Annotated in this window: 12 protein-coding genes; 5 read left to right on the top strand and 7 right to left on the bottom strand. The window is 64.7% G+C overall.

Annotated elements, in window-relative coordinates; genetic code table 11:
- Window positions 1-13 precede the first annotated feature (13 nt).
- Entirely contained in the window at window positions 14-1,165 is a 1,152-nt protein-coding gene (yiaY, locus tag U0042_RS03315; RefSeq protein WP_114809853.1) for an L-threonine dehydrogenase, read from the bottom strand.
- A gap of 135 nt (window positions 1,166-1,300) precedes the next feature.
- Window positions 1,301-2,281, bottom strand: coding sequence for an aldo/keto reductase (locus U0042_RS03310; RefSeq protein ID WP_114809852.1), 981 nt, complete (start codon window positions 2,279-2,281; stop codon window positions 1,301-1,303).
- 245 nt (window positions 2,282-2,526) lie between these two features.
- On the opposite strand from U0042_RS03310, the gene U0042_RS03305 reads away from it, so the two are divergent.
- The 4 genes from U0042_RS03305 (at window position 2,527) to U0042_RS03290 (ending at window position 5,243) form a co-directional block, all read left to right on the top strand.
- On the top strand, window positions 2,527-2,883 hold the full coding sequence (locus tag U0042_RS03305) for a YciI family protein (RefSeq protein ID WP_114809851.1): 357 nt from the start codon (window positions 2,527-2,529) through the stop codon (window positions 2,881-2,883).
- A 136-nt stretch (window positions 2,884-3,019) separates the two neighbouring features.
- The gene (locus U0042_RS03300; protein ID WP_114809850.1) at window positions 3,020-3,445 is read left to right on the top strand and encodes a YciI family protein; all 426 of its coding nucleotides are present in this window, start codon (window positions 3,020-3,022) and stop codon (window positions 3,443-3,445) included.
- A gap of 14 nt (window positions 3,446-3,459) precedes the next feature.
- A complete protein-coding gene (locus tag U0042_RS03295) occupies window positions 3,460-3,915 on the top strand; it encodes a VOC family protein (protein ID WP_114809849.1) in 456 nt (151 codons plus the stop codon).
- Entirely contained in the window at window positions 3,912-5,243 is a 1,332-nt protein-coding gene (locus U0042_RS03290; RefSeq protein WP_114809848.1) for an RNA polymerase sigma factor, read from the top strand. Before U0042_RS03295 ends, U0042_RS03290 begins: the two co-directional genes overlap by 4 nt.
- A gap of 1 nt (window position 5,244) precedes the next feature.
- Here U0042_RS03290 and U0042_RS03285 read toward each other — a convergent pair whose 3' ends face one another.
- Entirely contained in the window at window positions 5,245-5,964 is a 720-nt protein-coding gene (locus U0042_RS03285; protein WP_114809847.1) for an ArsR/SmtB family transcription factor, read from the bottom strand.
- A gap of 721 nt (window positions 5,965-6,685) precedes the next feature.
- On the opposite strand from U0042_RS03285, the gene U0042_RS03280 reads away from it, so the two are divergent.
- Window positions 6,686-7,159: a hypothetical protein gene (locus tag U0042_RS03280; protein WP_114809846.1), complete on the top strand. Its 474-nt coding sequence runs from the start codon at window positions 6,686-6,688 to the stop codon at window positions 7,157-7,159.
- Window positions 7,160-7,321: 162 nt separating this feature from the next.
- On the opposite strand, the gene gstA is transcribed toward U0042_RS03280, so the two are convergent.
- The 4 genes from gstA to U0042_RS03260 form a co-directional block, all read right to left on the bottom strand.
- Window positions 7,322-7,933: a glutathione transferase GstA gene (gstA, locus tag U0042_RS03275; protein ID WP_114809845.1), complete on the bottom strand. Its 612-nt coding sequence runs from the start codon at window positions 7,931-7,933 to the stop codon at window positions 7,322-7,324.
- A gap of 149 nt (window positions 7,934-8,082) precedes the next feature.
- A complete protein-coding gene (locus U0042_RS03270; protein ID WP_114809844.1) occupies window positions 8,083-9,000 on the bottom strand; it encodes a LysR family transcriptional regulator in 918 nt (305 codons plus the stop codon).
- 243 nt (window positions 9,001-9,243) lie between these two features.
- Complete coding sequence (locus tag U0042_RS03265) at window positions 9,244-10,026, bottom strand: ABC transporter ATP-binding protein (protein ID WP_114809843.1); 783 nt, start codon at window positions 10,024-10,026, stop codon at window positions 9,244-9,246.
- Window positions 10,023-11,399, bottom strand: a complete 1,377-nt coding sequence (locus U0042_RS03260; RefSeq protein ID WP_198665240.1) for an ABC transporter substrate-binding protein — start codon at window positions 11,397-11,399, stop codon at window positions 10,023-10,025. The genes U0042_RS03265 and U0042_RS03260 overlap by 4 nt, the downstream gene beginning before the upstream one ends.
- Window positions 11,400-11,435 lie beyond the last annotated feature (36 nt).

Here is an 11,435-nt window from a genome sequence, read left to right as displayed (position 1 = left end):
ATATCGCAGCGGCTTACATCGCGGCCTTGAAGATGCCCACGATATCTTCGTGGCTCGCCTTCAACGGATTCGTGAGGCCGCATGCGTCTTTCAACGCGTTGGTTGCGAGCGTGTCGAAGTCTTCTTCCTTCACCTTCAGATCGCGCAGCCCTGCGGGAATGCCGACGTCGCGTGCCAGCTTGCTGATGGCCTGAATGCACGCCTGCGAGCCTTCGTAATTCGAGAGCCCCACCACGTTGACGCCCATTGCCGCGGCCACGTCGCGCAGCCGCTCCGCGGCCACACGCGCGTTGAACGCCTGCACGTGCGGCAGCAGCACCGCGTTGCACACGCCGTGCGGCAAGTCATAGAAGCCGCCCAGTTGGTGAGCCATGGCATGCACGTAACCCAGCGACGCATTGTTGAACGCCATGCCCGCCAGGAACTGCGCATAGGCCATGTTCTCGCGCACGGCCAGATTGTTGCCGTCCGCTACGGCCGCGCGCAGCGACGCGGAAATCATCGTGATGGCCTTCAATGCGCAGGCATCCGTAATCGGGTTCGCCGCCGTGGAAACGTAGGCCTCCACGGCGTGCGTGAGCGCGTCCATGCCGGTGGCTGCGGTCAGGCTCTTCGGCATGCCCGTCATCAACTGAGGATCGTTGACCGAGAGCACCGGCGTGACGTGCTTGTCGACGATCGCCATTTTGATGTGGCGGACTTCGTCGGTGATGATGCAAAAGCGCGTCATGTCAGAAGCCGTGCCGGCTGTGGTGTTGATGGCGACCATGGGCAGTTGCGGACGCGCGGAGCGGTCCACGCCTTCGTAGTCTTTGATCTCGCCGCCGTTGGCGGCCACGAGCGCAATGCCCTTGGCGCAGTCGTGCGGCGAGCCGCCGCCCAGCGAGATCACGCAGTCGCAGCCGTGTTCGCGCAAGAGCGCGAGGCCGTCGGCCACGTTGCGTGTGTTCGGGTTCGGACGCGTGCCGTCGTAGACGCAGCTCTCAATGTGCTGCGCTTCGAGCAGCTTCTGCACGCCGGCGACCACGCCGATTTCGTTGAGCACCTTGTCGGTGACGATCAAGGCCTTGTGCAGGCCATACTCTTTCATCGACTTCGCGGCTTCTTCCAGACAGCCGGCGCCGATCATGTTGACGGACGGAATAAAAAACGTGGAGGCAGGCATCGGTTCGCTCCCTGGCGATAAAGGTGACCTGCCTCGACGTTACGCCGCTCGCCGCGGCAATTTCTGATCCATCGCAAACGACAGACGATTTGACGCAGCGGCTATACGGCACGAATGAGCCTGCGTGCCGCGCGGTTAAACGTACCCCGCCACGTGATGCGGCACGTAAGGCGCTTCGAGTTGCGCGATTTCGTCCTTGGTGAGTGCGAGCGAGAGCGCCGCGATCGCATCGGTCAGATGATGCGGCTTCGAGGCGCCCACAATCGGCGCCGTGACGGGATGTTTCTGCGCGACCCACGCAAGCGCCACTTGCGCGCGCGACACGCCGCGCGCATTCGCGATCTGCGCCACGGCTTCCACGACTGCGCGGTCCGCATTAACGGTGGCGTCGTAGAGCCGGTGCCCTACGTCGTCGGAGTTCTGACGCTCCGTGGTCTCGTTCCAGTCGCGCGTGAGGCGACCGCGCGCAAGCGGACTCCACGGCAGCACGGCAATCTTCTGGTCCGCGCACAGCGGCAGCATCTCGCGCTCTTCCTCGCGATACAGCAGGTTGAGGTGGTCCTGCATGCTCACGAACGACGTCCATCCGTTGAGCCGCGAGGTGTAGAGCGCCTTGCTGAACTGCCACGCATGCATGGACGACGCGCCGATGTAGCGCGCCTTGCCCGCTTTCACGACGTCGTGCAGCGCTTCGAGCGTCTCTTCGATAGGCGTGTGATAGTCCCAGCGGTGGATCTGATAGAGATCGACGTAGTCCGTGCCGAGTCGGCGCAGGCTGTTGTCGATCTCGTTGAAGATGGCCTTGCGCGAAAGCCCCGCGCCGTTGGGGCCTGGGCGCATGCGGTTATAGACCTTCGTTGCGACCACGATGTCGTCGCGCTTCGTGAAGTCGCGCAGTGCACGGCCCACGATCTCTTCCGAGGTGCCGTCCGAATACGTATTGGCCGTGTCGAAAAAGTTGATGCCGGCTTCGACGGCCTCGCGAATGAGCGGACGGCTGCGGTCTTCGTCGAGCGTCCAGCTGTGATTGCCGCGTTCGGGCACACCGTACGTCATGCAGCCGAGACACAGCCGCGACACTTCGAGTCCGGTGGAACCGAGCCTGACATAGTCCATTGCGGTTTCTCCTTGATGAAAGCAGAGGGTGCGGCCAACGCGATCGCGCCGCGAGAGAAGCATCAAGCCTATAACAGCCGGCCCGCCGCTGCAGGCGGGCCGGCTATCGCCCGCCGGTTTGAGTGACGCATCGCGCCGCGTGAGTTGCGGTATGCTCAGCACGCACCGTTCTGTTGCGTCCGTCGTTGTCCATCGAAGTTCTCCGCCGTTCCCATTGACCCTTGTGTCGTTCCACTGGAGCTTTCATGGCGTCCTACATGCTACTCATCGCCGAACCGCGCGGGCAGCGCGACGACCGCACGATGCCCGAGGGCGAAGCGCTCTATCAGCGCATGCTCGACTTTGCCGCGGACCTGAAAGAGCGTGGTCAACTCGTCATGACGCAATCGTTGCGTTCGGATCGCGACGCCGTGCGTGTGCAGGTGCGCGAGGGCCGTCCGCGTCTCGTGGACGGTCCGTTTGCCGAAGCGAAGGAAATGATCGGCGGCTTCTTTCTTATCGAGTGCGCGGGCCGCGACGAAGCGGTTGCCATCGCGCAGCAGTGCCCCGCGGCGCAATGGGCCACCGTGGAAGTGCGCGAGCTTGGTCCCTGCTTTACCTGACCAGGTATTTACCCTGGTGACACGCATCGTCGCCGCGTTTCGTGTCGATTCGCCCGCGCGCCGTGCGTCGTGTGAATGAAAGCGTGCCGGCAAGCGCCGGCCTTCATTCAATCGACCGGCCCAAAAGGAGAACGCGATGCGATTCATGATCATGGTGAAGGCGACGGCACAGAGCGAGGCGGGCGAGATGCCCGCCGACGACTCCGTGTTCGCCGCAATGGCGACTTATCACGAGGAACTGGCGAAGGCGGGCGTGCTGCTCGACGCGTCAGGCCTGCAACCCACGTCGAAGGGCTGGCGCGTCCGTTATTCGGCGGGCAAGCGCAGCGTGATCGACGGCCCGTTCACGGAGACGAAGGAACTGATCGCCGGCTACACGCTGATCCAGGTGCGTTCGCGCGAAGAGGCGATGGAGTGGGCGCGGCGCTTCCCGGCGCCGTTCGGCGAAGCGGCCGATGGCGAGATCGAAGTGCGCCCGCTCTACGAGCTTGAAGACCTCGAACAGAGCGAGGCGATCCGGCGTTTTCGCGAACTCGACACCACCCGAACCACGACGCGCTGAACGAGGAGAGAACCATGCACAAGCAGATCTTCGTCAACCTGGGCGTTCGCGACCTCAGGCGCGCGATGGACTTCTTCAGCCACCTGGGCTTCACGTTCGAACCGAAATTCACGAACGACCAGGCGGCCAGCATGATCGTCGGCGAGAACATCTTCGTGATGCTGCTGTACACCGAATTCATGGCGACGTTCACGAGCCGGCCCGTAGCCGATCCGCGAGCGAGCACCGAAGTGCTCGTCTGTCTGTCGTGCGAAAGCCGTGCCGAAGTGGATTCGCTCGTGGAGAAGGCGCTGGCCGCGGGCGGTCGCTCCGAGCGCGCGCCCCAAGACTACGGCTTCATGTACGGGCGCAGCTTCGAGGACGTCGACGGGCATCTCTGGGAACTTGTGCACATGGTGGGCGATCCGCCCACTGCCGCCGATGCCGGCAAGAGCAACGCGCAGAGCAGCGCGGGCACAGGTGCAGCGTGACGGGTACGGCGACCAGCGCGACGCATCGGGCGATTGAAGCCGTATGGCGCATCGAGTCCGCGAAGGTGATTGCCCACGTGGCGCGTGTGGTGCGCGACGTGGGGCTCGCGGAAGAGATTGCGCAGGACGCCCTCGTCGCCGCGCTGGAGCGCTGGCCCGAAACCGGTGTGCCGGACAACCCCGGAGCGTGGCTCATGACCACCGCGAAGAACCGCGCGCTCGACCGGCTGCGGCTTGCCGCGCTGCACGCACGCAAGCATGAGGAACTGGGCGCGGACCTCGATGCGCTCGAAGCGCACGTGGTGCCGGATTTCGTCGATGCACTCGATGCCGCGCGCGAAGACGACATCGGCGACGACCTGTTGCGGCTCGTGTTCACCGCGTGTCATCCGGTGCTCTCCACGGATGCACGCGTCGCGCTCACGTTGCGGCTGCTGGGCGGGCTGACCACCGACGAGATCGCCCGCGCGTTTCTCGTGGCCGAGCCCACCATCGCGCAGCGCATCGTGCGCGCGAAGCGCACGCTTTCCGCGGCGAAAGTGCCGTTCGAGGTGCCGCGCGCAGAGGCGCGTGCGCTGCGTCTGGAGTCGGTGCTCGAAGTGATCTACCTCGTCTTCAACGAGGGCTACTCGGCCACGGCCGGCGACGACTGGATGCGGCCCGCGCTGTGCGAAGAGGCGCTGCGGCTCGGGCGCGTCCTCGCGCAACTCATGCCGGAGGCGAGCGAAGTGCACGGCCTTGTCGCGTTGATGGAGATCCAGGCGTCACGCCTTCACGCGCGCGTCGATGCGCAAGGCCGGCCCGTATTGCTCGCCGATCAGGACCGCAGCCGCTGGGACACGCTCCTGATCCGCCGCGGTCTGGCCGCGCTGGAGCGTGCAGAGACGCTAGGCGGCGCGCTCGGGCCTTATGCGTTGCAGGCTGCACTTGCGGCCTGCCACGCACGCGCTCGCACGGTGGAAGAAACGGACTGGCCGCAGATCGTCGCCCTCTACGACGCGCTCGCGCAGGTCGCGCCATCGCCCGTGGTGGAGCTCAATCGCGCGGTGGCCGTGAGCATGGCATTCGGCCCCGCGGCGGGGCTCGAAATCGTCGAACAGCTCGCGGACAATCCCGCGCTTGCGAGCTACCCGTGGCTGCCCGCCGCCCAGGGCGACCTGCTCGCAAAACTCGGACGACGCGGCGAAGCGCGCGCGGCTTTCGAGCGTGCCGCCGCGATGACGCGAAACCGGCGCGACCAGGAAGTGCTGCTCGCGCGCGCGGCCGAAATGGGAACGGAGCTGGGCGCCGACGCCGGCGCGCCCTCGGAAGCGAAGAAGCCGCGCTGAATCACGGCTCGCACGAAAGCGTGCCCAGGCGGCCTTCGATGCCGAGATGCGCTTTCAGCGCGTCCCAGCCCGACGGCGTGACCTGCACCGCACGCGATGACTTCTCGCGCCGCAGCCAGCCATGACCGCACATCACCGTCATGAACTGCACGCCGAGCGGGCCTGCGAGGTGATGCTGCCGCTCGGTCCAGTCGAGGCATTGCCGCGCGAGACCGCGCCGCGTCGGCTTGATGGCGGCGACGTCGAGCCCGATGCCGGCGAACCATTGGTGTCCGTGCGACGTGATCTCGAACCGCTTGTCGTCGGTTTCGACCAGCGCGCCGCGGCTCACGAGCGCCTGCGTCACCGCCACGCCCACTTGCCCGGCCAGATGGTCGTAGCAGCAGCGCGCAAAGCGCAGCCGCTGTGCCTGCGGGCTGAGCGGCTTGCGTGGGACATCGCGCGTCTGCGGCACGATGGACGCGAGGTTTTCCAGCACGAGCGCCACATGCGGTCCGCTGAGTCGGTAATAGCGATGCCGCCCCTCCGTTTCCACCGCCACCAGCCCGCCGTCGAGCAACCGCGCCAGGTGCGTGCTGGCCGTCTGTGCCGTGACGCCCGCAGCGTAGGCCAGCTCGCCGGCGGGCAGCGCGCGACCGTCGACGAGCGCGAGCAGCATCCTGGAGCGCGCGGGGTCCGCGATCAGGAACGCGGTGGACGCGATGTTCGGTTGCACTTCCATGGGGGTCTCCGTGGCTCTGTCCGTTGCCGTTTCGTGGTGCTCTCCGTTGCCAGCGAGGTCATGATAGGCCGTCGCCGTGCATGCACGCTTCGATGCGCGTCGAAGCGTTGGAGCTTGGTGCGACGCCACACTGGGCACATGTTCCTGTCCGGGCCGTTCATACGATGGAAAGCCTCCTGACCACGCGCGGGCCCTTCGCATTTCGCAACGCCGCGTACTGGCTGCGACGAGCATCAGCTATGTCGTCGTGAATCTCGATACGTCGATCGGCACGGCAGGCAGGCGCGGCGCTGGGCGTTGCACTGTTCGGGACGTTGCTGGCCATCGAGCCGCGCTTCATCGACGGGATGCGCGAGTCGCTGTGGGTCGCCTGCGCGCGCTCGGCGGTGGCGATTGCCGTGTGGTGGGGTGGTACCAGGCAATACAGGCGGCGCGCGGGACGGTGGATCGCGGTGGCATGATGCCGAACGTCAAAAGTTGATGCGCATAAACTTTTGGCGGGCGAGGGCGAGCTGGGAAAGCTGCCTCATCAATTGAGGCTGCCGCTTGCACGGCGTATAGATTCGCGCGGTTTGCTGTTTGCGGTTTGTCATTTGCCGCGGCACCGATCCATGCGTCGCAACACGTCTCCGTTTGCCCGCTTCGTTCACCTTCGGGAAGTGCGTTTGCTACGCTTCAACGGTCCAGGCGGCGGCCGTCGCCTGTCTTTCCGGAGGCTTTCATGTTGCGAACGCTTGTCCGTTGCAGCCTGCTTTCCACGCTGTCCGCCGCCTTGACGGCGTCCATGGTGATTGCGCCGTCCACGGCGTGGAGTGCCGATTCGGCGTCCACGGCACCGTCGCCGGCAACGGCGTCTACCGCCAATTCGGCGTCCGCAGCGCAGCCCGCCGGCGACACCTTCCTGCTCACCATCTTCCTGCGGCACGACGAGTCGAAGCCACTCCCGAAGATCAACGAGCAACTGCGCGAGCAGGGGTTCTACAAGACGTTTCCGCCGCCCGGCATCGAGGTGGTGTCGTGGTACGTCATGATGGGCGTGGGCCAGGTCGTCACGCTGCGCGTGCCCGCCAGCCGCTTGCGCGAGGTGAATCGCGCCATCGAAAACACGGCGTGGGGCGGCTATCGCACCGAGTTCTATCCCACTTACGACTACAAAGCGGTTGCCGAGCACATGCGCGCAACTAACGGTCAGTGAGGGGCGGAGGGGACGAGTGGGCGGCTATGGGGTGACGGGTTGGGCAACGTCCGCTTGGTAGGCTAATGGCGCCCCGGTGAGCGCTCACTTACGCCACACCTCAAGCCGCGTGCGATGAGCACTCTTCTCATCGCCCGGAAGCTGCGGCTGCTATAGGTACCGCTACGCGTCGGGCGCCGCTTCTTCCGCGGCGACTGCCGCCTTGACCGCTTCTCGCGCGCCGACGCGTTCCATGAAGCGCGCGAGCGCCGGCCAGCCGTCGATGTCGATCGAGAATCGCGGCAGCCACAACAGCACCGTGTACAGATAAGCATCCGCCACACCAAAGCTGCCCAGCAGATAGTCTTGCCGTGAGAGCGTGGCGCCGACCGTATCGAGGCGTTTGCATAGCTTCTGCCTGAAAAGCCCTTTCACCGCATCCGGAATTTCGGCACTGAACAGCGGACTACAGCCGGCATGAATTTCCGAGGTGATGAAGTTGAGCGTCTCGTGCAGCCGCACGCGCTCCCAGCTTCCGCTCGGCGGCGCGAGTCCCGACTGAGGCTTCAGGTCGGCCAGATACTGAAGTATCGCGGGGCCTTCGGTGAGCACTTCCCCGTTGTCGAGCACGAGCGCAGCAACGTAGCCCTTCGGGTTCACCGCGAGGAAGTCCCCACCCTCGGATGTGCGCTTCGTTTTGCTGTTGACTCGAATAAGATCGAACGGCAGACCGAGTTCGCGAAGGACGATATGCGGCGACAGCGAACACGCGTTGGGAGCGAAATAGAGTTTCATAGCAATGGATCGTGGGTCGTATCGAGGTGCAGGGCGCGATGGTCGGCGGCTTGCGTCGCCGCGTGGCGGACTGTCCCGGTCAAGCGATCCTATGGCCTTGTCCTGTGCTCCACAAAATTAGAATTCGAGCGAGCCAGCATCAGCTCGTCTTATGACATCGTCGAGATGTCGCGCGCGGGCCGGCGGCCTGCCACGGCGGTTCGTTGCAACTGATCGAACAACGCCTGGATCGCGGGCGCGTTGCGGCCGGCTTCGGAGCACGCAAGGCCGAACTCGCGGTACATCGGCGTACGCAGATTCAGTACACGCAACCCCTCTCGCTTATCGGGCAACGTCGATTCGGGAACGAGCGACACACCCACGCCTTCGCGAATCAGCTTGAACGCCGTCGACCAGTCGCGCACGCAGATGCGAACATCGGACAACGCGAATCCCGCGCTTTCCAGCAGCCATTTGCTGTTTCGACGACACCCGCCTGTGGCGAGCACGTACGGTTGGTCCACCAGTTCTTCGAGCGACACCGCGATGCTGCTCGACCGGCGCCCCAGCGGATGGCCAGTCGGTGCCGCCACGACCCACGCATCGCGCCCAAGCACCAGCGCATCACGCTCGGGACCGGCATCCAGAACGATGCCGACATCAATGGACCCGTCTGCAAGCCAGGCTTCGATTTCCTCGTCGGTGCCCTCGAGCGAAATGACCTGAATGCCCGGATACAGCTGTCCAAACGATTGCAGGAAGCTCGGCAACAGGCTCGCAAAGATCGAAGGAAAAGTGGCGAGTCTGATTCGCCCGCCGTGCAGTCCGCGTGACGCATCGACGAGCGACTTGATGGACTCCCATTCGGCGATCATGCGTCGCGCCCGCTCGATCACCTGCTCGCCGATCGCCGTTACGGTGGTGCTGCGCCGGTCTCGCTGAAGCACCTTCACGCCCAGCATGTCTTCCAGTTGACTGATGGCCTGGCTTGCGCCGGATTGCGTCACGCCGATCTGCGCAGCGGCCTTCGAGATCGAGCCGGCGTCCGCCACAGCCAACAGCAGCCGCCAATGCATCAGGTTCATCATGATCGGTCATCCGGCTTATCGTTGAAGACGCGCCGCGCGAATGACCCTACGAGTGCATTTTTCAGGCACTTCGGTTGTCGAGCAAAACTCGTCGGCCCCCTTCACGCAGCGGGACTCATTTTCGCATGGCACCTCTTTTCGGGATGACACGGCACACGTGCGCGCAGCGTGATGCGCGATCATGAACACGAGGCCTGATCGAAAGAAGATCTCGAATACATGGAAACGAGATTGCGCGAGTCGTCACTGAAGCCCCACACCTGCGTCCGCTCTCGCTCGTTTGGCCCCACCCAGATACGCATCGCGAAGCGCGTCCGACCGTGCCAGCTGAGCAGCGGCTCCTTGCGCCACGACGTGTCCGCTCTCCAGCACGTACCCGTATTGCGCGTGCCGTAGCGCGACCGCTGCGTTCTGTTCTGCGAGAAGCACGCTTACGTGGTCGTCCCGATTCAGCGCGGCCACCACGTCGAATATCTCGTCTACGACGTGTGGCGCAAGGCCCATCGAGGGCTCGTCCAGCAGGATCAGCGATGGCCGCGCCACTAGCGCGCGACCCAGCGCCACCATTTGCTGTTCGCCGCCCGACGTGTGCCCCGCCAGCGCATGGCGTCGCTCCTTCAGTCGCGGAAAAATGGCGTACACGCGTTCCAGTTCGGAATCGAGCGTGCGGCGGTCCGGCTTGCGCACGAACGCGCCAATGCGCAGATTCTCTTCCACGGTGAGATGCGCGAAGCAGCGCCGCCCTTCCAGCACCTGCACCAGGCCGCGTTCTGCGAGCGACCACGGGTCGATATTCGCGATCGGTGCGCCGCAATAGACGATGCGCCCCGCTTCCAGTGCGCCGCGCTCCGCACGAATCAGATTCGAAATAGCCTTCAGCGTCGTGGTCTTGCCTGCACCATTGCCGCCCAGCAGCGCAACGAATCCGCCTGTCGGCACGGTCAACGACACGCCGTTCACGACGGGCGCGAGCCCGCCGTAGGCCACGCGAATGGCGTCGACCTCGAGGATGGGCGTATCGCTCATGCACCTACGTCCTTGCTGCAATCGCGCGGCGTGATGCCTTTTTCCTTGGCGTAGGCATTCGCGGACTTTTCGATGATGGGTCGCAGCAACGCGCGGTCCGCCTGCACCCAGCCGCTCACCACGTTCCACTTCGTGCCGTCCCACTGCTGAAAGCGCACAGCGCCGCCGCCTTCGTGGTCCGCGCACGAGAGCTTGAGCGGCTGCACGAGCCCGTACGCGCCAAGCTGCTTGAGTCGCGCGTCATCGAGATTCAGATGCTCGAACCCCCAACGCACCTGCTCGCCGGTGAGCGGCTTGTTGCCGAAGCGCGCCTGTGCCACACGCAGCGCCTCGACGTTGAGGATGCCGTTGACCACGCCGAGGTTGTAGTACACGGTGCCGAACCGCGCTGGGTCTTTGAGGTTGCCGTTGCCGCGCTTGATCACGTATTGGTCGATGGACTGGAGCACGGGGTAGTCGGTGCCCGACGGGTGCGTGGTGATGGAGAGAAAGCCCTTCGCCGCGTCGCCGGCGGGCCGCACGTCTTCTTCGGAATTGCTCCAGATGTTGCCGATGATGTGGTTGGCCGGGTACCCCACCTTCTGCGCGGACTTGAGCGCAACGGGATTCATCACGCCCCAGCCGCGCAGAATCACCCAGTCGGGGTTGATGCGGTGAATCGTGAGCCATTGCGAGCCCTGCTCGTTGCCGGGGTGCGGCACCTCGATTTGCGTGAGCGAGAAGCCGTATTTCTTCGCGAGAATCTCGAGTACCGGAATCGTCTCGCGGCCATAGGGCGAGCCGTGATACAGCACCACGATCTTCTTGCCCTGCAATGCGCCCAGCCCGCCCGACTGCTGGCCGATGTAGTTGATGATGGCCGACACCTCGCTGTACGGATTCAGCTGAAGCGGGAAGACGTACGGGAACACGGCGCCGTCGGTGGAATCCGTACGACCGTGGTTGATCGTGATGAGCGGCAGACGGTCCGCCGTCGAGCGGTCCAGCGTGGCGTACGCAATGCCCACCGAAAGCGGGTTGGTGGCCGCGGCCGGCGCGCCGTTCAGGCCATGCTTGAGTCGCTCATAGCATTCCACGCCCTTTTCCACTACGTATTCGGTTTCGCACTCGCTCCACGTCAGCTTGACGCCGTTCACGCCGCCGTCGCGTGCATTCACGAGCTGCAAATAGTCGATGAAGCCGCCGAAGAAGCCGCTGCCGCCTGCCGCATACGGTCCTACGCGATAGCTTTGCAGCGGGAAGTACTGTTCGCCGGTGGCTTGCGCATAGGGTGCGTTGCTGAACGTAAGGGCCATTCCCAGCGTGGCGGCGGCGAGCGCGGAAAAGAGCCTGGCGCGGGCCGAATGCCTGGGTCGATGCGTCGGTTGGGTCATTGTTATGGGATCCTTATCGAAATGGAAGTGCGTAAG

Origin of the sequence: Paraburkholderia kururiensis, from assembly GCF_034424375.1 — a bacterium.
Lineage (GTDB): Bacteria > Pseudomonadota > Gammaproteobacteria > Burkholderiales > Burkholderiaceae > Paraburkholderia > Paraburkholderia kururiensis_A.
This window is presented reverse-complemented; position numbering and strand designations above follow the sequence as displayed.

Coding starts and splice junctions, on each gene's coding strand:
- yiaY (WP_114809853.1), bottom strand. CDS start 1,165: ATGCCTGCCTCCACGTTTTTTATTCCGTCCGTCAACATGATCGGCGCC.
- U0042_RS03310 (WP_114809852.1), bottom strand. CDS start 2,281: ATGGACTATGTCAGGCTCGGTTCCACCGGACTCGAAGTGTCGCGGCTG.
- U0042_RS03305 (WP_114809851.1), top strand. CDS start 2,527: ATGGCGTCCTACATGCTACTCATCGCCGAACCGCGCGGGCAGCGCGAC.
- U0042_RS03300 (WP_114809850.1), top strand. CDS start 3,020: ATGCGATTCATGATCATGGTGAAGGCGACGGCACAGAGCGAGGCGGGC.
- U0042_RS03295 (WP_114809849.1), top strand. CDS start 3,460: ATGCACAAGCAGATCTTCGTCAACCTGGGCGTTCGCGACCTCAGGCGC.
- U0042_RS03285 (WP_114809847.1), bottom strand. CDS start 5,964: ATGGAAGTGCAACCGAACATCGCGTCCACCGCGTTCCTGATCGCGGAC.
- U0042_RS03280 (WP_114809846.1), top strand. CDS start 6,686: ATGTTGCGAACGCTTGTCCGTTGCAGCCTGCTTTCCACGCTGTCCGCC.
- gstA (WP_114809845.1), bottom strand. CDS start 7,933: ATGAAACTCTATTTCGCTCCCAACGCGTGTTCGCTGTCGCCGCATATC.
- U0042_RS03270 (WP_114809844.1), bottom strand. CDS start 9,000: ATGATGAACCTGATGCATTGGCGGCTGCTGTTGGCTGTGGCGGACGCC.
- U0042_RS03265 (WP_114809843.1), bottom strand. CDS start 10,026: ATGAGCGATACGCCCATCCTCGAGGTCGACGCCATTCGCGTGGCCTAC.
- U0042_RS03260 (WP_198665240.1), bottom strand. CDS start 11,399: ATGACCCAACCGACGCATCGACCCAGGCATTCGGCCCGCGCCAGGCTC.